24 protein-coding genes are annotated in these 24944 nt (G+C 35.2%); 10 read left to right on the top strand and 14 right to left on the bottom strand.

What is annotated here, in order from left to right:
- Positions 1-158: 158 nt before the first annotated feature.
- The 4 genes from CQA38_RS08300 to ccoG all read right to left on the bottom strand — a co-directional run bounded on the left by CQA38_RS08300 (position 159) and on the right by ccoG (position 3815).
- Positions 159-683, bottom strand: coding sequence for a MotE family protein (locus tag CQA38_RS08300; protein ID WP_137633535.1), 525 nt, complete (start codon positions 681-683; stop codon positions 159-161).
- A complete protein-coding gene (locus CQA38_RS08295) occupies positions 676-1101 on the bottom strand; it encodes a flagellar export protein FliJ (protein ID WP_137633534.1) in 426 nt (141 codons plus the stop codon). The genes CQA38_RS08300 and CQA38_RS08295 overlap by 8 nt, the downstream gene beginning before the upstream one ends.
- A complete protein-coding gene (locus tag CQA38_RS08290; protein WP_137633533.1) occupies positions 1098-2348 on the bottom strand; it encodes an adenylosuccinate synthase in 1251 nt (416 codons plus the stop codon). Before CQA38_RS08290 ends, CQA38_RS08295 begins: the two co-directional genes overlap by 4 nt.
- 105 nt (positions 2349-2453) lie before the next feature.
- The gene (ccoG, locus tag CQA38_RS08285) at positions 2454-3815 is read right to left on the bottom strand and encodes a cytochrome c oxidase accessory protein CcoG (protein WP_137633532.1); all 1362 of its coding nucleotides are present in this window, start codon (positions 3813-3815) and stop codon (positions 2454-2456) included.
- Positions 3816-3964: 149 nt separating this feature from the next.
- Between ccoG and rpsU the strand changes: the two genes are divergently transcribed.
- Positions 3965-4177 carry a 30S ribosomal protein S21 gene (gene rpsU / locus CQA38_RS08280; RefSeq protein WP_137633531.1) on the top strand — a complete coding sequence of 71 codons (213 nt, stop codon included), beginning with the start codon at positions 3965-3967 and terminating at the stop codon, positions 4175-4177.
- A 178-nt stretch (positions 4178-4355) separates the two neighbouring features.
- Here the strand turns inward: rpsU and CQA38_RS08275 are convergent, their stop codons facing one another.
- The 3 genes from CQA38_RS08275 to CQA38_RS08265 form a co-directional block, all read right to left on the bottom strand.
- Entirely contained in the window at positions 4356-5330 is a 975-nt protein-coding gene (locus CQA38_RS08275) for an iron-sulfur cluster assembly scaffold protein (protein ID WP_137633530.1), read from the bottom strand.
- Between the two features lies 1 nt (position 5331).
- The gene (locus CQA38_RS08270) at positions 5332-6522 is read right to left on the bottom strand and encodes a NifS family cysteine desulfurase (RefSeq protein WP_137633529.1); all 1191 of its coding nucleotides are present in this window, start codon (positions 6520-6522) and stop codon (positions 5332-5334) included.
- Positions 6523-6693: 171 nt separating this feature from the next.
- Positions 6694-7848 (bottom strand): hypothetical protein, encoded by a 1155-nt coding sequence (locus CQA38_RS08265; protein WP_137633528.1) that lies wholly within the window; start codon positions 7846-7848, stop codon positions 6694-6696.
- Between the two features lie 312 nt (positions 7849-8160).
- Here CQA38_RS08265 and CQA38_RS08260 point away from each other — a divergent pair, with 312 nt between their 5' ends.
- Positions 8161-9456, top strand: coding sequence for an O-acetylhomoserine aminocarboxypropyltransferase/cysteine synthase family protein (locus CQA38_RS08260; RefSeq protein WP_137633527.1), 1296 nt, complete (start codon positions 8161-8163; stop codon positions 9454-9456).
- Position 9457: 1 nt separating this feature from the next.
- A complete protein-coding gene (metA, locus tag CQA38_RS08255; protein ID WP_137633526.1) occupies positions 9458-10354 on the top strand; it encodes a homoserine O-succinyltransferase in 897 nt (298 codons plus the stop codon).
- A gap of 140 nt (positions 10355-10494) precedes the next feature.
- Here metA and CQA38_RS08250 read toward each other — a convergent pair whose 3' ends face one another.
- The 7 genes from CQA38_RS08250 to greA are packed head-to-tail and all read right to left on the bottom strand — an operon-like array spanning position 10495 to position 17198.
- The gene (locus CQA38_RS08250) at positions 10495-11475 is read right to left on the bottom strand and encodes a transaldolase (RefSeq protein ID WP_137633525.1); all 981 of its coding nucleotides are present in this window, start codon (positions 11473-11475) and stop codon (positions 10495-10497) included.
- Positions 11476-11487: 12 nt separating this feature from the next.
- The gene (serB, locus tag CQA38_RS08245) at positions 11488-12114 is read right to left on the bottom strand and encodes a phosphoserine phosphatase SerB (RefSeq protein WP_137633524.1); all 627 of its coding nucleotides are present in this window, start codon (positions 12112-12114) and stop codon (positions 11488-11490) included.
- A complete protein-coding gene (locus CQA38_RS08240) occupies positions 12114-12632 on the bottom strand; it encodes a chemotaxis protein CheW (protein WP_034903305.1) in 519 nt (172 codons plus the stop codon). The genes serB and CQA38_RS08240 overlap by 1 nt, the downstream gene beginning before the upstream one ends.
- Before the next feature lie 3 nt (positions 12633-12635).
- Positions 12636-14924 (bottom strand): chemotaxis protein CheW, encoded by a 2289-nt coding sequence (locus CQA38_RS08235; RefSeq protein WP_137633523.1) that lies wholly within the window; start codon positions 14922-14924, stop codon positions 12636-12638.
- Positions 14925-14927: 3 nt separating this feature from the next.
- Positions 14928-15884 (bottom strand): chemotaxis protein, encoded by a 957-nt coding sequence (locus CQA38_RS08230; protein WP_137633522.1) that lies wholly within the window; start codon positions 15882-15884, stop codon positions 14928-14930.
- A gap of 2 nt (positions 15885-15886) precedes the next feature.
- Complete coding sequence (locus tag CQA38_RS08225) at positions 15887-16708, bottom strand: metallophosphoesterase (protein WP_349290127.1); 822 nt, start codon at positions 16706-16708, stop codon at positions 15887-15889.
- A 4-nt stretch (positions 16709-16712) separates the two neighbouring features.
- Entirely contained in the window at positions 16713-17198 is a 486-nt protein-coding gene (greA, locus tag CQA38_RS08220) for a transcription elongation factor GreA (RefSeq protein ID WP_137633521.1), read from the bottom strand.
- Positions 17199-17357: 159 nt separating this feature from the next.
- Here greA and CQA38_RS08215 point away from each other — a divergent pair, with 159 nt between their 5' ends.
- The 7 genes from CQA38_RS08215 (at position 17358) to CQA38_RS08190 (ending at position 24900) form a co-directional block, all read left to right on the top strand.
- A complete protein-coding gene (locus tag CQA38_RS08215; protein WP_137633520.1) occupies positions 17358-17690 on the top strand; it encodes a hypothetical protein in 333 nt (110 codons plus the stop codon).
- Positions 17683-18168 carry a hypothetical protein gene (locus tag CQA38_RS08210; protein ID WP_137633519.1) on the top strand — a complete coding sequence of 162 codons (486 nt, stop codon included), beginning with the start codon at positions 17683-17685 and terminating at the stop codon, positions 18166-18168. The genes CQA38_RS08215 and CQA38_RS08210 overlap by 8 nt, the downstream gene beginning before the upstream one ends.
- 3 nt (positions 18169-18171) lie before the next feature.
- Positions 18172-18714, top strand: a complete 543-nt coding sequence (locus CQA38_RS08205) for a hypothetical protein (RefSeq protein ID WP_137633518.1) — start codon at positions 18172-18174, stop codon at positions 18712-18714.
- Positions 18708-18869, top strand: coding sequence for a hypothetical protein (locus CQA38_RS09240; protein ID WP_170999495.1), 162 nt, complete (start codon positions 18708-18710; stop codon positions 18867-18869). The genes CQA38_RS08205 and CQA38_RS09240 overlap by 7 nt, the downstream gene beginning before the upstream one ends.
- Before the next feature lie 241 nt (positions 18870-19110).
- A complete protein-coding gene (locus tag CQA38_RS08200) occupies positions 19111-20730 on the top strand; it encodes a dynamin family protein (protein WP_170999494.1) in 1620 nt (539 codons plus the stop codon).
- Positions 20731-20741: 11 nt separating this feature from the next.
- On the top strand, positions 20742-22991 hold the full coding sequence (locus CQA38_RS08195; RefSeq protein WP_137633516.1) for a dynamin family protein: 2250 nt from the start codon (positions 20742-20744) through the stop codon (positions 22989-22991).
- Positions 22984-24900 (top strand): dynamin family protein, encoded by a 1917-nt coding sequence (locus CQA38_RS08190; RefSeq protein ID WP_137633515.1) that lies wholly within the window; start codon positions 22984-22986, stop codon positions 24898-24900. The genes CQA38_RS08195 and CQA38_RS08190 overlap by 8 nt, the downstream gene beginning before the upstream one ends.
- The last annotated feature ends 44 nt before the right edge of the window (positions 24901-24944 follow it).

Raw genomic sequence — 24944 nt, 5'->3', positions numbered from 1 at the left:
GAGTTTCGTTTTTTAATGTGTTTTTAGTGATATATTATTTGTTATTTTCAATTTATTGTTTTTAAAAATGAAAAAGCATTATATCAAAAAAAAAAAAAACGAAAGGGGGAGTTGGGGAGTTTTATAAATTAAAAGCAAGTTAAAATTTACAACACAACTCATTCGCTACTTGCGTTTAAATCCCCTTGTTTTTTAAGAAGCAGTGTTAATTCGCTTGCTTTGGCTGCTTGCATTTTTGAAAGTACGCCTGAAATTTTTCTTGAGTCTAAAGAAAGCATGATCTTGCTTGCCTCCTCAGCGTCCATAGCACTAAGCACATCAGCAATTGCTGTATCCTTCATCTGCGAGTAAATTTCTTTTACTCTATCGCTTGTTTTTGAATTAATCGCTTTTAAATTGGCTTCACTTCTTCTTAAAAGTTCTTCATTTTCAGCTTTTGTTTGTTCTATTTTGGTTAAAGTTGCGTTTAATTCGGCTTCCTTTTTGGCTAAGGCTTCAAACCTTTCTTTTTGCAAGGCTTCAAAAGAGGCTCTATAAGCTTCTAAAGCCTGTTTTGCTTCATCAAATTCACGAGTTTGTACTTCAAGTTGCTGTCTTCTTGTCTCTAAATACTGCTCTTCATTTGTCAAGGCATAGATAAAACTACAACTTAAAACTATAAAAAAAATACTTTTTTTACTCATCTTTTGCTCCATAAAAATGTCTGCTTATAGCGATTTCATCGAGGAATTTTTCCTCTTCTTTTTTAAGACGTTTTTGCATAGCTTTGAATTCTTCACTTTGCAAGTATTTGATCTTTTCATAATCCAAAGAAGCCCTTTTATAAAGGGTTTGATAATGCAAAACTTCTTTTTGACTTAGCTCAAGTTTTTCTTTGGCTCTTTCCTTAACACTTCTTGCGATTTCAAGCATTTCAAGACTTTGTTTAAGCATTTGTGTGTTGCCATTTTGTGGCAGGGCAAAGTTTGCACATTCTAAGCTTGCATTTTGAAAGGCAAGTTCATTTTGTGCTTGTCTTTGCTTTGCTTTGCTTAAATTCTGCTCAGCCTTATCAAGCCCTTGTTTTTTAACCTTTAAAACCGAGCTATATTTGCTTTTCATAAGATTATAGTGTCATCTCTTTCTGGGCTTGTTGAGATATAGCCGATCTTTACTCCGCAAAGTTCTTCTAAACGTTTAAGATAAAGCTTTGCATTTTGTGGCAAAAGATCAAAGTCTTTGATACCAAAAACCTTATCCCAGCCCTCAAGCTCCTCATAAATAGGCTCAGCATTTTCCAAATCATTTGGCATATAATCAATCTCTTCGCCCTTATAACGATAAGCTTTGCAAATTTTTACCTTTTCAAAGCCATCAAGCACATCAAGTTTCATCAAAGCAAGGCTATCAAGCCCATTTAAACGAGCTGCATAACGCACAGCCACAGCATCAAACCAGCCACAACGTCTTTTTCTGCCAGTGCTTGTGCCAAATTCTTTGCCAATCTGAGCTATTTTTTCGCCATCTTCGCCCTTATCCTCGCTTGGAAAAGCTCCATTTCCCACTCTTGTAGCATAAGCTTTGACTATGCCTAAAATTTTTCCTACTTCTTTGGGATTAAGTCCAAGTCCTGTTAAAGCGCCTGCTGAGATGGTGTTTGAGCTTGTTACAAAAGGGTAAGTTCCATGATCAATATCAAGCATAGAGCCTTGCGCACCTTCTAAAAGCACTCTTTTATCTTCATCAAGAGCCTTCCAGAGCATTCTTGTTGTATCTGTGATGAAAGGACTTAAAATTTCGCTGTAGCGTTTTAAATCTGCTAAAAGTTGTTCTTTTTGTGGGATTTGAATTTCAAGCAAAGAAAAAAGCATTTTGTTGTTTTCAAAGTCTTCAAACAAAGCCTCGCAAAGCCTTTGCGGTTCTAAAAGCTCACTTACTCTGTGTCCTACACGACTAATCTTATCAGCATAGCTTGGTCCTATGCCTTTTCCTGTAGTGCCTATAGCATTTGCACCTTTAAGCTTTTCTTTGGCTATATCCATTAAAGTATGATGAGCTAGATTCAAATGCGCTCTATCGCTGATGAAAAGTCTGCCTTTGAGATTGTCAAACTGAGCCATTTCGCTGATGAGCACTTCTGGAGAAACTACAACCCCATTGCCGATGATATTGATACATTGAGGGTGTAAAATGCCTGAAGGTATGAGATGAAGGGCGTAGCGTTGGTTATTTACCCAGATTGTGTGTCCAGCGTTGTGTCCGCCAGCGCTTCTACACACAAAGTCATAATTTTCACAAAGCTTATCAACGATCTTACCCTTGCCTTCATCGCCCCATTGTATGCCTACAACAATATCTGCTTTACTCATCAAAACTCCATATTCAAGAAAAATTTAAGCTTTCATTGTAACAAAAAAAGCTTAGTTAAAGATTAACTTAAACGCTACGCACTTGTTTTACTTATGCTTTTAACTTCAATCTTTTTGTATATCCTTTGGATACACAAAAATGCTTTCCCTTTCAACCTTGATCTTTTCGCTTTCATCAAGAGCAAAAGCTGTGATTTTAAGTGGTAAAATCGTATCTTGATCTTTGTTTTTGCTAAGGTTTTTTTCAGTTTTTAAAACAACGATTTGTTTGCTTTTTGCTCCAGCTTTAAGGGTAAAAGGCTTGCTTGGACGCACTATGCTTAAAGCATTTTCATCTCCTTGAATTTCTACTTTAAAATAATACTCATGGGCTTTATTATCAGTATTATCAAACAAAAATATATAGGCATTACTTACTTCAGTTTTTCCATCTTTTTGCTCTATATGGTAAAGTTCGCTACTGCGGTTGATATTTAAGAGCATATGTTCTTTTTTACTTCCCATAAAAATCAAAATTATCACAGCCACGGCTAAAACAATGCAATAAGCTATAGTTCTAAAGCGAAAATACCGCACTTTTTGCCTTTTTTCTACAGCTTCAAAACTCGTCCAGTTGATGAGACTTTCTCGTTTGAACTTATTTTGCACCTTAGAGCAAGCATCAGCACATTCTAAGCAGTTGATACACTCAAGCTGCATACCGCGTCTTATATCAATATGCGTTGGACACACAGCCACACAGGCTTCACAGCCTATGCACTCACCTTGCGGAGGTTTTTTATAAAGCTTTGTCGCTCCATCAAAAACCTTGCCACCTCTGTGTTCATCATAAATAACTTGAATGGTATTAGTATCAAACATAACAGATTGTATTCTTGCATAAGGGCATACATAAATACAAAAATTTTCAGCCAAAAAACATACATCAAGAGTGAGAAAAAACGAGGTAACAAACAAAATTCCCATTAAAAGCAAATGCTCGCCCGGATTTTGAATATAAGCAAAAAAGTCCTCAGGTGGCACAAAATACCACAAAAAATTACTCACAGCCACTAAAGAAAGAGCGTAAAAAATCAAAACAGCAAGTATTTTTTTAAGGATTTTTCCTTCATAATTTTTTTGTTTATTGGCTATGGAAGTGCGAATTTTTAAAAGTTTTGTTTGGATTAAATCCCTAAAAATAACGCGAAATATAGTCTGCGGACAAGACCACGCACACCAAATTCGCCCTCCTAAAGTCGTGATGAAAAAGATACCCAAAAACAAACAGATGAGTAAAAATGGCATTAAATAAAGCTCTTGAGTGCTAAAAGAGATGAAAAAAAGATCAAGCTTTTTATGATCAAAGCTGAGTAAAAAAAAGTGGTTGTTGTTTATACGGATAAAGGGTAAGATCAACGCGATACAGGTAATGATAATAAAGCTAGTATATCGTTTGCGTGCATAATGTGTGATGAAATTTTTCATATTTTTTCCTTGTTCTTTATCAATTAGCTTTGATTATAATACAAGAATGCTAAAACAAATTTTAAATTTTTATACTCTTTTTGAAAAAAATGGGTGAAAACTATGCTATAATTTGCCTTTCATTTTAAAGTAGAAAGGCGGTGATGTAAATGCCAGGAGTTAAGGTTCATACCAATGAAAGCTTTGATGAAGCGTATAGAAAATTTAAAAAACAAGTTGATAGAAATCTTGTCGTAACAGAAGTAAGAGCAAGAAGATTTTTTGAGCCTATGACTGAAATTCGTAAAAAACAAAAAATTTCAGCTCGCAAGAAAATGCTTAAAAGACTTTATATGCTTAGAAGATACGAGTCTAAACTTTAATTATTTATGAGATTTGCAAAAGCTTTAAAATCGTGCTTTTGCGAATTTATTTTTCTTTTTAAAAATTCTTATTTTTTTATCAAGATTTAAGAACAATACCAAAAAATTCACAAAAAATAAAAAGCAAATAACTAAAAAAGCTCAAAAGCCTCGTTGTGAAGCTTTTGAGACAATCTTATCATACCGGCATAACGCGGATATTTGGGCTAAGTTCTTCTTGCAAGATATTTTCTATAGCATATAAAGTTGCGCCACTTCCGCTTGCACAGCCATTGCACGCTCCTAAATAACGTATATAAATATCCACATTTCCTTCATTTGACTTTTGTATATCAATGACTTCTAAATCCCCTCCATCGCTGTGAAGCATAGCTCTAATCTCAGAATCTAAAACACTTTCAACAGCTTTAAGCTGTTTAACCATAGTCATCTCATCAAAGCTCATATCATCATGCGTTGCAGCCATTTTAAGTCTTTCTCTTTCCATTTCAGCTCTTGTTTCAGCTAAAATATCCACAAGATAATAATCCTTTTTCTCATGCCCACCCGGTTTAACACAGGATTTGCAAAACGCACCTGCTTTAGTGTATTGTGTGATTTCTTCTACGCTGTGTAAGTCATTTAAGCGAATGACTTCTTTAATCGTGCCAAGCGAAACCCTCGCACACTCACACACTATGATTTGATCTTCAAAGCTTTCTGCATCTACGCCCATATACTGCGCTGCAGCTTGTTTGATCACATCATAAGCCATTACCGAGCAGTGCATTTTTTGAGGTGGCACGGCTGGGGTATTTTCATTGTCTCTCATTGCAAATTCAACATCTAAATTGGTGATTTTTACCGCGTCTTTTACTTGCTTTCCTATGCAAAGATCAACCATAGTATCAGAGCTTGCTATAGCTGTGCCACAGCCAAAACTTTTAAATTTAGCATCTTTGATAGTATCTGTTTTTTCATCAACAAGCCAGTAAAGTCTCACCGCGTCTCCACAGCTTTCAGCGCCAAAATCAGCCACGATGAGTCTAGCATTGGCTTTTGCAGCATCTTCTTCTGTAAATTCGCCCATGTGGCGGGGATTATTCATTCTGTCTTGAACTTTTTGTGAATACTCGTCCCAAATAGATCCGCCGATTAAATTATTTTTTCCCATGTTAATTCCTTTCTCTATAAGCTTTTGGTATATATGCATAAGTGCTTGAAATTGCCCTTAAACGCTCGGTTGCAAGCTTAATTTGCTCGCTTGCATAATCAATTTCTTCTTCAGTATTAAACCTTGATAAAGAAAGCCTTAGCGCAGTGTGGGCTAGATCATTTTCTGCACCAATTGCCTCCATAATAGGATTGCTTTCTAAATCCTCGCTCGCACAGGCTGATCCGGTGCTTGCTGCAATGCCATTTTTATTTAAATCCCAAAGCATAGCCTCGCCTTCAACACCTTTAATGCTTGCTAAAATCGTATTTGGCACGCGATTTGTTCTGCTACCAACCACGCTTGTATCAGGTAGAGCTAAGATAGCATCTTCAAGCTTATCTCTTAAGCGTTTGATATGAGAATCCTCATAATCAAGCATTAAATTTGCTATCCTTAAAGCCTCGCCCATAGCCACTATACCAGCCACATTAAGCGTGCCACTTCTGCGTCCGCCCATGTGTTCTCCGCCGTGTAAAAGCGGGCTGAGCTTAATGCCTTTTTTGATATATAAACCACCCACGCCTTTTGGTCCGTGAAATTTATGTGCTGAAAAGCTTGCTAGATCAACCCCAGCAGCATTAAAATCAACTTTGATCTTACCCACAGCTTGAGTGGCATCAGTGTGAAATAAAGCCCCATATTCATGACTTAGCTCGGCAAGCTCTTTGATAGGAAAGATCATGCCTGTTTCGTTGTTTGCCCACATAACATTAACAAGGGCTGTTTTTTCACTGATGACGCTTTTAAGATCATCTACGCTACAAAGTCCCTCGCTATTTACGGGCAGATCAATAACTTTTACCCCAAGACTTTTTAGAAAAAAAGCCGCCATACTTACGGCTGGGTGTTCAACGCCAGAGATGATAACTTCATCGCGTTCCTTGCCTAAGATATAATCAAAATAAATGCTCTTAAGCACCCAATTAATGCTCTCAGTAGCACAGGAAGTAATGATAATATCATCAATATCCCTTGCACCAAGCCCAGCATAAAGCTTATCCATAGCTTCTCTTAAGGGTGCGTGTGTGGCTGAACCCCATTGATGAAGCGAATTTGGATTGCCATAATGCTCGGTTAAAAATGGTTGCATAAGCTCATAAGCACTTGGATCAAGTTTTGTTGTTGCGTTATTATCTAAATATACTTTCATTGTGTTTTATCCTTTGATCTGCGAAAAATAAAGCTTTTAAAAACAAACTAATTAAATTGATAGTTATTTTTAATAAGATTTATTTTATCTTGTTAATTTATCTGCAAATAATAACACAAAAAAATAAAAATAAGTTTAAAATTATCCATTAAATTTTAAAATTGTGCGAAATCACGACATAACGCTCATATACGAGCGAACGATTTTGTTAAGATTTGCTTGTTTTTGTCTTTGAGTGTAGAAATTTTCAAGCGAGTTTTGTCTTGTTTGATTGATTTGGTTGAGTTGTTCTTGATCGCTTTGTGTGCTTGCTTCTTGCTTGATTTGTTTAAATTCAGCATTTAAAGCTTGCGTATAAAGTGAATAAATCGAGCTTGAGCGTGTAAATTCTTCGATATTTAAGTCTTTTTGATAGTTAAGATATTGTTGATAGAGTAGGTTTAATTTATCGCTTTGTGTGTTTTGTTTGCTTACTCCATTGACATACAAATACAAATCAAAGCTCATTCTTTCTTTGTTTTGCTCTTGAACATAGTTTTCAAAAGAACCTTCGCCTTGAAGCATTTTGTAAAAATTTTGGTGTGAGTTTAGATTTAAATTCACCGGCTCGATGAAAAAATTTATTTCTTCGTTGGCACTTTTTATATCTTTGTGTATAAAATTCATCAAAAGTCCGCTTTTTGAAACTTCACTTTCTTTGTTTAAATAAGGCTTAATAAGATCGTTTTGGCTTGTATTATTTATAGCTGAGTCAAAGTGAAAATTGATAATTTTATTTTCAAGGTTTAAAGGTATAAGGTTTTGATTGTGCGTTAGGGCTGAATTTAGCTCGTTTTCTCCTTTATAAAGACGTGTAATTTCACTTGAAAAATCTCCACTTTTTGTAGAAAAGCCTTGATAAAGTCCAGCAACCTCGCCTCGATTTAAATAAACATTATCATTTTTTGCAAATTCAGGTTCAACAGCTTTTAAAGCCGAGTAATAAGTATTTAAAAGTTGGGGCAAGTCGATTTTACTAAAGCTTAAATTTTCATCTTGCTTCATAAGCTCTTTGGCTATACTTTGCACGCTTTTTATGTTAATCTCATAACTTAAAGGTAAATTTGCAGCATGGTTTAAATCCTTTTGAAAAATGCCTTTTTCATCAGTTCTAAAGCCAAATTCACTTGTAAAACTTTGAGTTTCAAACTCAACTTTTAAATCAGGATTTTGCACTTCTGGAGTGTGAATTTCTTGAGTATTTTGGATATTTTTTTTCTCATTATTTACATTTAATGCTTGGGTTAAAAGAGTATTAGAACTCGAAAAACTTGTATTAATGTCCATAAAACCTTCTTTTCATCATATTGCGTCCATATAAAAGCAAAAAGTATTCCAATTTTATTTTTTTAAAAAACTTGACTTTTACAATGAAAAAAGCTAAAATGAAAATTTAAAAATTCAAAAAACTTAAAAGGAGAAGCCAAAATGAATACATATGCTTTCATTCAAACACTTGTCCTTTTTTCTTCTATGGTAAATATGCGTGCTTTTGCGCGCTAAAAACTTTTTTAATCTATCTTTAAATATCCGAAAAATTAAGTTGAAAGCAAAGAGCTTTTAAAAATTTTTAAATAAAATGATAAAAAGGAAAATAAAATGCCAAATTTAAAACACAATGATTATGCAAGTGCGACTTTAGCCCTACACGCAGGCTATGAATATGAAGGCAAACGAACCACAAGTGTGCCACTTTATCAAAGCTCAGCTTATAGTTTTGAAAGCCTAGAACAAGCTGCAAACCGCTTTAGCCTTAAAGAGATAGGCTTTACTTACTCAAGAATGGCAAATCCAACCATAGATGTGCTTGCTAAAAGGCTTGCTGCTATTGAAGGCGGGGCTATGAGTGCTGTAGTGGCAAGTGGAAGTGCGGCGATTTTTTATGCTGTGCTTAATCTTGCTGAGTGCGGGGATAACATACTTTATGCAAACAAAATTTATGGAGGAACACAAACTTTATTTGTGCATACGCTAAAAAGGCTTGGTATATCGTGTAAAAGTTTTGATCTTGATGATTTAAGCACGCTTGAAGAGGCGATCGATGAAAGAACTAAGCTCATTTTCTTTGAAAGTCTTTCAAATCCTCAAATTGCGATTGCTGATACTGAAAAAATCACACAAATTGCTAAAAAGCATAATATTATCAGTATTTGTGATAACACTGTTGGGACACCTTTTCTTCACAAGCCCTTTGAATTTGGTGTTGATGTAAGCGTGTATAGTCTTACCAAATACACCAACGGACAAGGAAGCACTTTAGGTGGGGCAATCATTGAAAGAAAGGGCTTAAATCAAGTGCTTATAAATAATCCTCGCTATCCCCAGTTTAACACCCCAGATGAAGCTTATCATGGCCTAATTTATGCGGATTTAAATTTACCGCTTTTTTGTTCTCGTGTATTGCTTGAATGGCTTAGAAATACAGGAGCAAGTTTAAGTCCTTTTAATGCTTGGCAGCTTTTACAAGGACTTGAAACCCTTGATCTTCGCATACAAAAACACAGCCAAAATGCCCTTAAAATAGCCCAGTTTTTAGAGGCTCATCCTTTGGTTGAGGAAGTGAATTACCCAGCCTTAAAAACAAGCCCTTATCATCAACTTTTGCAAAAATATTTTAAAAACAATCAAGCAAGTGGGCTTTTAAGCTTTGAAGCAAAGAGTTTTGAGGCAGCTCAAAGAATTTGTAATGAGCTTAAACTTTTTTCTTTGGTTGTAAATATCGGAGATAGCAAGAGTTTGATTATACATCCTTTTTCAACGACACATTCTCAGCTTAGCAAAGAGGAGTTAAAAGCAGCCGGCATTACACCAAGCACGCTTCGTTTAAGCATAGGACTTGAGGATGCAGATGATCTTATCGCTGATTTAAAGCAAGCCATAGAAAAGGAGGGTTAATATGCCTTTGATTATCCCTAAAGAAATTCCAGCCTTTAATCTTTTGAAAGATTTTACCTTTATCATCGATGAAACAAGGGCGATCACTCAAGATATACGCCCTTTAAAAGTGCTGATTTTTAACCTTATGCCAACAAAGATAGAAACAGAAAATCAGCTCTTATCCTTGCTTGGAAACTCGCCTTTGCAAGTTGAGATTACTTTGCTTAAGACAAAAAGTTATGAGAGTAAAAACACAGATAAAAACCACCTTGATCGCTTTTATGTGAGCCTTGATGAGATAAGAGGGCAAAAATTTGACGGCGCTATCGTTACAGGTGCGCCTATTGAGCATTTGGATTTTGAAGAGGTGGCGTATTGGCAAGAGTTTGCTGAGATTTTAAACTATCTTAGAACACACACCACAAGCACATTATACCTGTGCTGGGGTGCAATGGCAGCTTTATATCATTTTCATCAAATTCAAAAGATTTCTTTGAAAAAGAAGCTTTTTGGGGTGTTTGAGCATGAATTTGTAAGTGAAGATTTGCTTTTAAGTGGGCTTGATGAGAGTGTAAAAATGCCTCATTCTAGGCATTCTGGCATTAATGAAGCGCAAATTAGGGCAAATGAAAGCTTAAAAATTTTACTTGAGGGCAAACAAAGTGGCATAAGTATGATAAGGGATTTTAAAGATGTGTTTATACTCGCTCATCCAGAATACGCTAAATTTACTCTTGATGCTGAGTATAAAAGGGATTTAGACAAAGGTGAGAGCATAGAAAAACCCCTGCATTACTATGATGAAAATGGCAAAATAAGTTTTTGCTGGCGATCAAACGCAAGCGTGATTTTTCATAATTGGCTTAATTTTGTCTATCAAGTTACGCCTTATCAATTATCTTTTACCTCGATTTAAGTAACAAGAGCGGTTAGCTTTAGCAAAATTTTAGGGATTGAAAGAAGAAAATGAGCTTTGTTTGAATATGAATTTAATAAGATTATTTTAACTTCAAACAAGTTTTATTTTACAAACAAAACTTGTTTGAATGGTATGTTTTAGCTTTGAATAGCTTGCAAAATTTCTTCATAAGCTATGCAAAATTGTTTTAAGCCATCATCAAGTAAGTTTTTGCTAGCTTTTTCAAGCTTGTCTTGAGAGATATTTTTATACAATTTTTTTTCAAGATCACTCTTGCTTTCACACTCAAGCAAAGGCGAGTTTTTATAAGCTTTGATTGCATCGAGTGGGGCTGTGTTTATGCTGTGTTTGAATTTTAAAGCTTTGATATAATAATCCTTGTCTAAATCATCGCCTTTTACGCCTGTGCTTGCAAAAAGGGTGCGTATATTTGGCTCATTTTGCTCTTTTATGTGGGTGTAAGCAAGGCTGGCGTTGAGTATGCCGATTTGATTTTTATCTAATACTTCATTGTTTAAAAGCCTATCAAAACGACTTACAAAGACACTGATAACAGCTTGTGGGCTTTGAAGCTGTCCTTTAAGGGCTGCATTTTTCTTGCGAAAGGCTTTTAAGCCTTCATTAAGAGCCTCAAAGCATTGTTTTGTTTGATCAAGCGAAAAGATCAAAGTTGCATTGACGCTGATACCCTCGCTCATTAAAACACTCATCACCTCATAACTTTGCCTTGTGGCTGGCACTTTCATCATGACATTTTGTTTGCCTATGGCTGAGTAAAGTCTTTTTGCCTCGCCTATGCTTAAGGCTGTATTGCTTTCTAAGCGTGGATCGATCTCAAGGCTGATAAAGCCATCATCTTTTTTAAAAAAGTTTAAAGCAAGCTTATCAGCAGCCTTTGCTATATCAGCTATGGCTAGGTTTTCATAAATTTCTTTTGCGTTTTTGCCTTTGAGTTTGGTGATTTTTGCTTTATAACTTGGGTGATTAAGGATAGCATTTTTAAAAATGGCTGGATTTGAAGTCGCTCCGTTGATTTTACCACTTTGCAAAAGCTCTACAAATTCAGTATCTAAAAAACTATCTTCAACAAAATCGCACCATAATGAGAAATTTTTCATCTTTTTCCTTTTTTAGTTTATAAATTTAATGATTTCTTTTAAGTCTTTATTTTCGACGCAAATATCAGCATGAGCTTTTAAAGCTTCTTTGGCACAAAAAGCGATTTTAAGCCCACTTTCTTTAAACATAGAAATATCATTTGCCCCGTCCCCTACGCATAGCACTTCATCTTGCCTTAAATTTAAAAATTTTTTAAGTCTTGCAAGCATAAGTCCTTTTGAATTTGAAAACATCATCTCTCCGCCCACAAGTCCGCTTAAAAGTTCGTTTTTATGGTGTAAGAAATTTGCAAAGGCTATGTCAAATTTGAGTGTTTTTTGAGCTTCGCTTAAAGCCTCGTGAAAGCCACCGCTAAAAACAGCGATTTTGATATTTTTACTTTTTAGCTCAGTGATAAGTTCTAAACTACCTTTTATCAAAGGTAAATTTGCACAAGTTTTAAGCACAAGCTCATAAGGCATACCCTTAAGCAAAGCCACCCTTGCTTGCAAGCTTTCAAAAAAATCAAGCTCGCCATTCATAGCCTTATGAGTGATCAAAGCGACTTGATCTCCTACTTTATAAGCCTTTGCAAGCTCATCTATAGTCTCGCCGTCCATTAAAGTGGAGTCAAAGTCAAAGACGCAAAGTTTTAGCATTAAAATTCGCGTTTGAGTAGAGATTCGACTTTAAGTATAGTAAAGATATTATCATCTCTTTTGCCTATACCATAGATCATACCCTTTTCTTTTAATAAAGTTTCAGGTGGCGGATCAATGCGGTTACGATGAATTTTAATAGCCTCTGTAAGTCTATCAATGACAAAGCCAGCACTTCCACCTATACCACTGCTTGCTTCCTCGCCCTTAAGCACGATATAACGTGTTTGTGGTGTCATTTTTGAAACACCTAGATTAAAGCGCTGAGCTAGATCAATAAGAGGCATTACATTGCCCCGCATATTAAATACGCCTAAAACATATTCAGGCACATTAGGCACACGGGTGTATTCTATGGGCTTAATGATCTCTTGGATATTAAGGATAGGTATAGCATACTCCTCATCGCCTACAACAAGCCCTACAAGTTGTATAATTTCATCTTCTTTGTTGTTCTCATAGGGCTGAGAAATTTGCACTTGCTGTTTTTGGAAAACTTGATTTAATTTATCACTCATTTTCTATCCTAGTTTTAAATTTTTCTTCACAACATTTTCAAGATATTCTGGAGAATATGGCTTGGTAATGTATTCTGTCATACCTACTTCAACACCTCTTAAACGATCTGTTTTGCTTGTCCTTGAAGTAACAGCAATGAGTGGAAGTTGGCGGTATTTAGAGTATTTTCTAATCTCGCCAGCTAAGGTGTAGCCGTCCATTCTTGGCATTTCTATATCAATAAGCATAGCGTCTATTTCTCTATCGTTTGACTTGACAACTTCAAGAGCTTCAACCCCATTTGTCGCTTCGATAATGCTTACACCAAGTGGTTCAAGAGCTTTTTGCATAAGGGTTCTATCCATTTTGCTATCATCAACGATTAAGACATTATAATCACTTGGCTGTTCTTTAGGCTTTTTGACATTTGACTCAATTTGAGCTTTTATATCGACTTTGATTTCTTTGGCTAAATTCATCATCACGCCAACATCGATAATCAAGGTTACGCGTCCATCGCCTCTTATGGTTGCTCCTGCTATACCTTGTATATTTTGTAAATAATCACCCATAGACTTAATAACAATTTCTTCTTGTCCTACAAGCGTATCTACGATGATACCAAGTTTGCTTTCAGCTACGCCGATAACTACCACATAAGTTTGACTTTCACTTTCTAAGATTTGCTTAACTCCAAACACATCACTTAGACGAACGAGTGAAAGCACTTCATCTCTTAAGCGAAGCACATTTTTGCCTTCTATAGTGTAAATGCTATCTATTGGCACGCGCACGGTTTCAAGCACGCTTGCAAGTGGTATAGCGTAGTATTCTTCTTGTGTGCCTACAAGTAGAGATTGGATAATGGCTAGAGTGAGTGGAATTTTAAGCTTAAACACAGAGCCTTTTCCAAATTCGCTATCGATTTCAATCACGCCATTGAGTTTTTCGATATTAGTTTTTACCACATCCATACCTACGCCGCGTCCTGAGACATTTGTAACCTTAGCTGCTGTTGAAAAGCCCGGTTTAAAGATGATATTAAAGGCTTCTTTGTCTGTCATTTGATTGGCTTCTTTTTCACTCATCAAGCCTTTTTCTATTGCTTTCTGTCTTAGCATATTTGCATCAAGTCCCTTACCATCATCAGCAATTTCTATAACTATATGATTACCCTCATTATAGGCTCTAAGTTGCACTATGCCTTTTTCTGGTTTTCCAGCAGCGATTCTAGCTGAAGGTTCTTCAACCCCATGATCGCAAGAATTGCGTATCATATGCATGATAGGATCGCCGATTTCTTCAACTATTGACTTATCAAGCTCGGTTTCTTCACCTGAAATTTCAAGTTCTATTTGCTTGCCAAGCTCACGACTTAAGTCTCTTACAACGCGTGGGAATTTATTAAATACCTTTGCGATAGGTTGCATTCTTGTTTTCATCACAGCAAGTTGCACATCTGTTGTGATAACGCTAAGTTGAGAAACGACTTGGTTGAGCTCTTCTAGGAATTTTTCGCCCTCATAACGTTCTTCAACATCATCATAAATTTTAAGCAAGCGATTTTTACCCAAAACAAGCTCACCTACTAAATTCATCAAATGATCAAGTCTTTTCACTTCAACGCGTATAGTTTGATCCATAGCCGCGCCACTTGATCCACCTTGAGCTGGCACCTTCTTTGCAGCTGGTGCGTTTGCAGCAGGAGCTGGTTTTGCAGGAGCTGGATTGTTTTTTTGTTTTTCTTGACGACGCGCTTGATCTTCAGCTTTTCTTGCTTTAAGTAAGCGTTCGATTTCAGCTTCTACTTCAGCGTCGCTTAATTCATTGACATTGACTTCTTTTTCTGGCTCAGGTGCTGGTTCTTCTTTTTTTACTTCGCTTGCACTTTCTTGTTGTGTGGCTTCTGCTGATGTGCCATTACCCTCAGATATGGCTGTGAGTTTAGCACAAATTGGTGCTATATCCATACCTATAGCAGTATCGTTGCCATTATCTCGTATGCAGTTAAGCAAGGTTTTCATTTTATCAATTGACTCAAGAACCACATCCATGATATCTGGAGTGATTTTAAGATCGCCATGTCTTGCTTTGTTAAGCACATCTTCCATGTGGTGTGTAAGCTTGGTTAAAACATCAAAATTTAAAAAGCTTGATGAGCCTTTAACTGTGTGTGCAACACGAAATATACTATTAAGAAGTTCTAAATCACCCGGATTAGCCTCAAGTTCGACTAAATCATGATCGATTTGATCGACAAGCTCAAAAGCTTCGACTAAAAAGTCTTCAAGTATTTCTTGCATATCGTCCATAATTTACTCCTGATATTGTGCTTCGTGTTCTTTGATAACACGGGTGATTTCTGAGAAGAAGTTGTTGGCGTTAAATTTAACCAAATATCCATCTCCTCCTGATTCTTGTATGCCTTTTTCGCTCATAAATTCATTAGAAAGTGATGAATTAAAGACTATAGGTATAGTTTTAAAACGTTCATCTTCTTTAATGAGTGCAGCAAAGTGAAAGCCGTCCATTTGTGGCATTTCCACATCTGAAACGATGATTTTGAGTTGAGTTTTAATGTCATTTCCATACACTTGATAGAGTTCATTAAGTTTTTGCAAGCCCTCAACTCCATCTTTTGCTTCAACGACTTGAAATCCCATTTTTTGAAGCATATCTTTTACTCTTTTTCGTGCAGTTAAACTATCATCTAAAGTAAGAGCTATACCACTGAATTTTTCTATACTTGAATAATCCACTTCAGTTTTTGGCGTATAAATTCCAAGATCCTCAACCACGCTTTCTAAGTCCAAGATGAGTAAAACTTCATCATTTTCTATACGCGTTACGCCGGTTATCTTACCTTTATCAAGTGCGCCTGAACCCGTTGAAAAAGTGGCTGGTTCTATATCTTTCCAGTTAATTCGGCGAATTCTTTTGGCTTCATGCACGATAAAGCCGATAAGTATATTGCTAAACTCAGTGATAATAACTCTTGGTTTTAGCATAGAGTCTTTTGGCTCGGTGATTTGCATCCATTTTGCAAGATTGACTACCGGAATGACTACACCGCGAAGATCAAAAATCCCCTCTATGTAATCAGGCACGCCCGGAAGCTCGGTAAGGGTTGGGATTTTGATGATTTCTCTTACTTTAGAGACATTTACACCATAAATTCCCTCATACACCTTATCTTGACCTTGCTTGAAAATACGAAAATCAACAAGCTCCATTTCGTTTGAACCCGTTTTTACGATATTTTCGTCAAACATTCTTATCCCTTTAATTTCTTTTCTTGAAATTTGACTTTCAAGGAGCATTCTACTACAAAAAAACTTCTCTCATATGCAAAACTCGCTAAATTTATATATTTTATTGTTTTTTCATTTAAGGTAAAGTTTTGATGATAATGCCCTTCTATAATCAAACTCCCATCTTTTGGATAGTTTAAAACTCTTTTTTGAGCTAAATTTTTAAAGTCTTTGATAGTAAAAAAAAGATTTTTTTTATTTTGATTGCTAAGAATTTTTTTATAGATCGCATTACAAAAGAGTATATCTAAAGCATTTAAAAAGTAAAGTAAAATTTTATTTCTTAGGCTTTTTAGAGCAAAACTAAGTAAGGGCGGTAAAAAAATATCTCCATGGGTAAGATAGATATATTCAGTTTTATCAAACTCCATATTTTTTATATCCTCAAGCCTTTGATTTTGTTTTAAATTTAGCTTGCTTTCATTAAAATTTTTATTTTGAGCCTTTGAAAAAACAGCCTTTAAGGGCTGATCTTGAAGTGTAAAAACCCTTACTTTTTTAAAGAGTTTTTTAAGATTAAAATCATGATTGCCCTCTATATAAATAATTTGCATTGTTTCACAAAGTTCTTCAAGTAAGGCTATATAAGGCTTTGCAAAGTTATGCGTGGCTTTTATCTCGCCGATTAAAAGATCAAAAATATCACCCATTAAGATCAGCTGGGGGCTTTGAATCTCGCCTTGTTTTAAGGCTTGTAAAAAGTCCCAAAAGCCCTTTCTTTGCTCGTTTTCATGAGCATCAGCTAAAAATATAGCGTGATTTTGAATTTCAATGCCTGCTTGCATAAGTTTAAAGCTTTAAAGCCTCATAAGCAATGCTTATTATCTCAAATTCGCTCTCGCCCTTTGGGAGTTTTACACGAAAATCATCGCCTTCTTTTTTGCCTAGCATTGCCCTTGCAAGTGGCGAATTTATAGAGATATAGCCCTTGTCAAGATCAGCTTCTGCTATGCCTACTATGGTGTATTTGATCTCTTTTTCTGTATCCATATCCATGATAACAACACTTGAGCCAAATTTTACGCTTTCATGTTCATAAGAGCTTGGATCGATGATTTGTGCGCGTGAGAGCAAGTCGCTAAGCTCAGCTATCCTACCTTCTATAAAGGCTTGTTTTTCACGAGCAGCGTGATACTCGGCATTTTCCTTTAAATCTCCATGTGAGCGGGCTGTATCGATTTCTATTACAACAGCTGGGCGTTGCTTATTTTTTAAGTCCTCAAGTTCAAGAGCAAGTTTTTCATAGCCTAATTTGCTCATCGGTTCTTTTTGCATACTTATCCTTTTATAAATCTTTCGTGCAAGCGAATTTTAGCTAAATTTCAAAACACAAAGCAAAATTTAGCAAAATTTTTTAACAATTCAAATTTTTTGACACAACCTGTCAAAACACTTCTTTATAATTTGCTCATATTTTAACTTAAAGGAGAAACTATGTTAAGACTAGGTTTAGCCGGCATTGCTGGCTTTGTAGGCTATAAATTCCTCAAAGAATACAAAAGAGTAAAGGCGGAAAATCCTTATCTTGAAAACTCAAGTGATATTCTTGGTCAAACTATCAGCGAGCTAAGTTTTAAGGCTTTAGATACACTTGATAGTGTTGAAGCTAAGGCTGAAAAGCTTTTTGAAAAAATAGATAGCCTGCTTAATGATGGTAAAAAGCCTGATTTAAGAGATATTATAGCTTCAAACCCACAATATGCTGAAATTTTAAACAAAGTTCTTGATGAACCAAAATTAAATTTAAAAGGAGAAAACAATGTTTAAAAAACTTATCTTAGGAAGCGTTGCAGCTGCTGCAACTGGGTATGGGATCAAAAAAATTTATGAGGCTTTAAATGAAGATGATAGCACCACTTATACAAGCAAAGAAGAAGATCGTCAAGATGAAAACGAGCTTTTTAAGGAGCTAAACAAAGCTTTGGCTGAGGTTAAAAATGCACCCTTTGCTGTGGTGGAAAAAGATTTTGATGAGCTTGATTTTGACTTTGAAGATGAAAAATTAAGTGAAATGGTGCAGGATTTATATGAGTTTGTAGAGCAAGATTATGAAGAACTTGATGAGCTTTTGATGACAAAGGTAGATTTTCAAAGTTTTGATGAAGAAGAAAAAAAGCTTTTTATGTGTTTAAACAAGGCAAATGATTTGCTTTGTGAGCTTGGCAGTTTTGATGAAAGTGAGCTTGAGCGATCAAGACTTAGAGAGTTTTCACGCAAACTTGCAGAACTTGAGGATCAAGGCTGAGTAATGCAAGAACTTATGCAAAACTATAAAGAACAATTTCAAAGCCTTGATAAAGAAGAGCTTGGCTCTAAATTTCAGCGCATGAATAGTGCTTTACTTGAAGTTGTAGAACCTCATGAGGAAGTGCTTAAGATGAAATATGATTTTCATAAAAGCGATTTTGCTTTTGAAGATGAGTATTTTCAAAGCTTGTGTGCTTTGTTTTATGAGTATGCAAATGTGATTTTTAAAGGCTTTGATGAGTTGGTGGCAAGAGAAAGTGATTGGAAAAAATTTACAGATATGCAAAGGAGACAATATCTGGATATTTTTGCTTTTAATTGTCTTATCATTCATCTTATAGAGTTTATCAAAGAAGGATGGAAGCTTACAGAAGCGGACTTTCGGTATTTTTATAAAGAAGTATATAGGCTTAAAAATCCAAATTTTTTCAAAGCCATAGAAGATATGATCGGCATGTCTTGGTTTGAGCTAAACAAACTCACGCCTAATAGCCCAGTAGAATTATGGATAAAAAGCAAAGAACAAGGAGTATATCAATGTTAAGATCAATCATAGCACCCCCAGCAAGACTTAGACTTTGTATGCAATGCAAAAAGCCCTTTTTTCATCGCCCAAAAAGCGATGCTTTGGGCTTTGATATTTTGCCACTTTGCAAAGCTTGCAGGCAAAAAGCTACCAAGCCAAAAGATAAAGCTTAAAAGCCCATTTTGTGTAAGCTAAAGTTAAGGCTAAATTTACAAGCCTTAACTTTATAACGCTTATTAAAATTTACATACTTTTAGCTCCTTTTCTCTTGACATGGGGGGGGGGGGGTAATGTATAATAAATTTTTTAAATTTTGTGTTTTAAAACATTATTGATGAGAGAGTAAAAGCTCTTTTTATCATGGTTTTAAAGCTAAAAATACACAACACAGTTCAAACACGAAAGGAAAACACGATGTTAAACACTCAGCAAAAATATCTTGATTTTATCTCTTTTATCAAGGATAAAACTAAAAACATAGTTGCCGTTGATCAAGGCAAACAAGATGAGCTTATAAAGGCTATTGAAAATAAAAGGCTCATTGTGCCTGTAGTTGGCGGTTTTAGTGCTGGAAAAAGTTCTCTTATCAATCAATTTTTAGGCAAGGATATTTTATCTACAAGTATCACACCTGAAACAGCTATGGCAACAGAGCTTATCTATGCAGATGAGAGTTATTATGAAGCTGTAAGAAGTGATGGCACTAGCGCTCGTTTTGAGCTTGATGAGACAGAAAAGATTAAGGAGCAAGCAGCAAATTTTGAGTTTTTAAGGCTTTTTCTAAAAGAGGAAAAACTAAAGCAAATTGAGCCTTTAATCTTAGTTGATATGCCCGGTTTTGAAGCGCCTTTAAAAGATCATAATAAAGCCATATTAAACTATCTTTCAAAGGGTGTGTATTTCATCGTTTTAACTAGCATTGAAGATGGCACTATATCTAAAAGCATGCTAAGAGAAATTGATAATATCATGACTATAGGCAAGGATTTTACTTTTTGCTTAAGTAAGACAAATTTACGCTCTAGTGAGCAAGTAAAAGAAGTTCAAACTGCTATGCAAGAACAGCTTTTAGAACAATTTGAGTATCAAAAAGAACTTGTTTTAACTGCCAAAGATTCTGCTAAAGAATTTCAAAATATACTCACAAGTATAAATCCTGAAGAACTTTTTGAAAAGCTATATAAAGACGAGCTTAAAAATCATTATTTTGAGACGGAATCAAGCATAAATACTCAAATTTCTACTCTAAAATCTTCCAAAGCTGACATAGCAAAGATTTTAGAAAGCTTGGCTGAGGGCGTTCATGAGCTTAAAAAGGCTAAAGAAAAAGCCCTAGCTAATGCTGAGGATAGATATGCTGGCAAAAATCTTGAAGATATAGTAAATGCTGTTGCTTCTGCTTTGATGAGCCAAAAAACAAGCCTAGTAAGCTTAATGCAAAACAATCAAGCAGGCTTTAATGAAGAAGTAAATTCAATAATCAAAAATGTAGCTTTGGATCAAATTTCAGCTAAGCTTAAAGACTTTAACGAAGAAATAGCCCAGTATTTCAAGCAAAGCCTAGATAAAGTAAGTGCTAATTTAAGCCATACTGAGCTAGGAACTGAGTTTATTGATATACTAGAGGGCACAGTTTCAGCAGTTAAAAGCACAGGGCTTGATTCAATGTTACTAACCACCAAAGACCCATACACAAAAATAGTTTATACTATACTTCAAATCCTTGATCCCTTGCTTAAATTGCTCAAACAACAAAGATTGCACGAAAGACTGGAAGCTAAATTTATAAATGAAATTATCCCCTCTGTTAAAACCAAGTTAAGAAGCACCTTACCAGCTGTATTTAACGAGCATATAAGCAAGGCTACTGAAGCTATAGGCTCAAAATTTGAAGAGCAGATTAAGGCTAAAGAAAATGAAGTGGCAAAAAGTGCTAAAGAACAAGAACTTAAGGTAGATGATATTCAAAAAGAACTTGATATGCTTAGCGAGGCTAAAAAGCAAATCGCTAACTACGCTAATGAAATTTTTTAAAAGGAAAAACCATGCAAAAGCTGATAGAGCAATTTGAAAAACTAGAAGAATTTGTCGCTAAAAATGAGCTTAGCTCAGCCCTTAAAGACTTACAAAATTTGCAAGAAAAAGAAGCTATCGCTTCAAGTGAGGATTTAAAAGCTTGGCTTGAGGAGCATAAAAAAGAGGGAAAAGAGCTCAAGCTTGGCATAGTAGGCAGGGTTAAGGCTGGCAAAAGTTCTCTTTTAAATGCTTTGTTTTTTGAGGGAAAGGATATACTGCCAAAGGCAGCTACACCTATGACAGCGGCTTTAACCATACTTGAATATGATGAGAGCTTATCAGCTAGTGTTGAGTTTTTTTCAAATGAGGATTTAAAAAAGATTGAAGCTGAACATGCTAGATATGAAAAAGAACTCAAGCAAAGAGTAGATGAAAGATTAGAAGAGGAAAAAGCAAGAGCTGAGAAAAAAGCAAGGCAAGAACAAAAAGAGCTTAACTTTGATCTTGCAAAAGAAAGAGAAAAAGCACGAAAAACTATAGAAAAAGAGCTTAAAAGCACGGTGCTTTATGCTTCTTATGAACAATATGAAAAGATCGAAAAAAGCGGGATTAAGCCTCATGAGCTAGAGACAAATCTTAAGGCTTCAAGCATAGAGGAGCTAAAGGATATTTTGCAAGATTATGTGGGGGCTGAGGGCAAATACATGCCCTTTACAAAATCAGTTACCCTAAGGCTTAATTTAGAAGGCTTAAAAGATATGAAGATCATTGATAGTCCGGGGATAAACGATCCTATAGTTTCAAGAGAGGAAAGAACTAAAAAGCTTTTAAAGGATTGTGATGCGGTATTTTTGATCTCTCCTGCCGGGCAGTTTTTAAATGCTGAGGATTTAAATTTGCTTGATAGGATAAGCGATAAAGAGGGCATTTGTGAGTTTAGGATACTTGCTTCACAAGCTGATAATCAGCTCTTTACAGACGCTAGAGAAAAGGGAGGCGGCACTCTTAATGGAGCCTTAGAGAGCATAAAAACAAGCCTAAGTTCAAATTTTGAAAAAACCCTTTCTGCCTTTAAAGAAGAAAGAAACTCGGCTGAAATCAAAAAAACCATAGATAAGCTTATAAAAAGTGGAACTGATAATTTACTTCTTAGCTCCTCAGCTTGCTATGCTATGTTTAAAAATTTTGATAACAAGGCTTCTTGGGATTCAAATTTACAAAGAGTTTGGGAAAATCTTAATGATGAGTATAAAGACTTTTTTAGTGATGAAAGCACAGCTAAAGAAAATCTTAAAAGCATAGCTAATATTGAGCTTATTCAAGATAATTTAGCCCAAATCCGCAGCAATAAAGATATCATCATAGAAAATAAGCAAAAAAGCTATGTAGAAGCAAAGAAAAACACCTTTAAAAGTTATAGTGAGGGCATAGCAAAGCTTTTACAAGCTAGAATTGATGAGCTAAATTCTAAGGATAAAGCTAGTATAGCAAAGCAAATTAGCGAGTTAAGTAAGCAAAAAGCTAATGCTAGTTTTGAGTTAGGGGAAGCTTACGAACAATCATGCTTTGATTTTAAATATGGGCTTGATGACAAACTAAAAGAGCAAAAGGCACATTATTTTAAGGAAGCTAAAAAAGAGACTAAAGATAGCCAAAAGATCGAAAGTGAAACTTACGAGGTAAGCAACAGTAGCTGGTATAATCCTTTTAGCTGGGGTAGCACAAAGACAAAAACAAGGGAATTTCAAACTATTAATGCGGCTGATGTGCGTAATGCCTTAGATGAAATGCTTGAAAAACTTCAAGACTTATTTAATATTGAAATAAATAAGCAAAAAGAAAAATTTAGAAGAAAGCTTTATGAAAAGCTTATTGGGGTAATACAAAAAAATTTCAATGCTGAGGAAATTGATCTGCCAAAAATAGCTGGCATACTTAAAAGCATAATAGCTTCTATACCAGTAAAAGAGCTTGATTATAGTGATAAATTGCCAGACAAGCTTAAGCAAAGTGGAAAGCTAATAAAATGGGAGGCAGAAGAATTTATGGAGGAAGTAAATTCCTTTCTTAGTGAGTTTTCAAAAGAAGTAAGCTTAGATATAAACAACTTCATTAAGGATTTAGAAAAAAGCTTAGAGTCAAGCAATATAGTAGAAAAACTCTTTGCTTCTTATGAAGAAGAGCTTCAAAGACTTCAAAGCGAACTAGAAAATAAAGAACTAAATATAGAAAAATACTCAAAAATGCTAGCTGAACTTAAGGAGCTTAATAATGTTTAAAAACTTAGTTTTAAAGCTTTTTGCTAAGGATATAAAAGCCTTAGCACAAGAGCAAAGCGAGGATCAAATTCAAAGTCTTAAACAAGACTTTGAAAGCCAAAAGGCAGAACTTGAAAAACAAAAGCAAGATGCAATTTTAAGCTTTGAGCTTACAGACAAAAAACTAAGATCAACCCAAAAGGATTTAGAAGCTATGAAAGAAAATTTAAAACAAAGCCAAGATGAACTTAAAGAAATAAACTTTAAATTTAACTTCACCTCAAGCATACTGGCTGCTAAGCCTCAAAGCGAGGCTTTAACCGCCTTTCAAAACTGCCTTAAGGCTTGGCGTGAGTTTAGCACTGAGGGTGTGGATTTAAACGATGAGTTAGAAGCCTTTAAGGCACTTGAAAACATAGAAAAAGAGCTAGAACTGCTTTGTGCCTATCCTAAGCTTTTTAAAAATACCATAGTCGCAGTAGGCGGGGGCTTTAGCTCTGGAAAATCTGAGTTTATCAGCTCTTTTATGCAGGATAAAAACTTTAAGCTTGCTACAGATATAGCTCCAACTACAGCCATACCTACCTATGTTTTTCACGATGAAAAAACAAGAGCCTTAGCTATCACAAACAATGGAGCTTCTTTTGACTTGCAAAAACTAGGCGATAATGTTCATGCAAAATTTTCTCATAATTTCATCTCTACCTTTGGCTTTAATCTCAAAGACATAGTGCCTTTTATGGTTTTGGGGCTAAAGATGAAAGAACAAGGCTTATGCTTTATCGATACTCCCGGATACAATCCCTCAGGTAGCGGACACACCAAAGAAGATGCTAATACAGCAAGAGAGTATCTAAACAAAGCTAGTGTTTTATTTTGGCTTATAGGGCTTGATTCAAATGGCACTATAGGGCAAAGCGATCTTGATTTTTTAAGGGATTTAGATTTAAAAGAGAAAAATAAAGAACTCTTTGTAATCTTAAACAAGGCGGATTTAAAATCACAAGAGGACTTAGAGGATGTTTTAGAAGTGGTTGAAGAAACTTTGATAGATAATGACATAGAATTCAAAGGCATAAGCGCTTATAGTGCAAGAAGAAACAAAGAATATACCTTTAAAAAAAGCTCTTTAATGGATTTCTTACATAATCTTGAAGCTCAAAGTCATAATATACACAAAAGCTTAGTTGAAGAACTTTTTGCTGTAGATGAGAAAGTGCAAAAGGATTTATTGCTAGCTATCAGGGATAAAAAGCTTAAAAATAGGGAGTTATCAAATATAGGGCTTGATCTACTTAAGTTAGGTATAGATGACTTTGGCAGTCCTTACAACTTGCGTTTAAATAATCTTAAAAAAGAGCAAGATTCTAAGGCTTTATGTGAAAAGCTTGAAAAACTTGGGGAACAAATAGAAAATTTCAAAGCAGCCATTGATCTAGCCTTTGGTAAGAGGCTTGATTTACAAAGGGTTATTTATACTGAAGATGATATTAAAGATTTAAAAGGCTTTGAACCTGTTGTCATCAAGGACTTAGAGGAAATTGAAGAGCAAGAGGAGGCTAAAGAAAACAAAAAGACTAAAAAGGCTCAAAAAGTTTTACTCAGTCAAAGCTTAGGCTTTTTAAAAGAGCTTAATGTAAGTAATTTTCCTTCTTTGCTTAAAGATATGGTAGAAACACTTGAAGAGGGTAAGGAATTTTTTATAGAAGAATATGAGCTAGAAACTTACGAAAAACTCTCTCCAGCACTTGATTTTATCATAGATTTAAAAGAGCTTTTGGAAGAATACGGCAATACACATTGGCTACAACTTATACTTGAAATATTAAATGATGGTGATCAAGAACTCTTTACACAACTTAATGATCGCATTGCTTTGGAAGAATTCAAAAAGGGTATAGAAGAAGCTATGCAAGAAGATGAGGAATAAAGCTTAAAAAAGCCCTTGAAAATATGCTTAAAAACTAGCTATAA

It is taken from the genome of Campylobacter sp. MIT 12-5580 (genome assembly GCF_005406235.1).
GTDB lineage: Bacteria > Campylobacterota > Campylobacteria > Campylobacterales > Campylobacteraceae > Campylobacter_D.
Note: the sequence above shows the minus strand (reverse complement) of the source record. Positions and strands in the feature narration are given on the sequence as shown.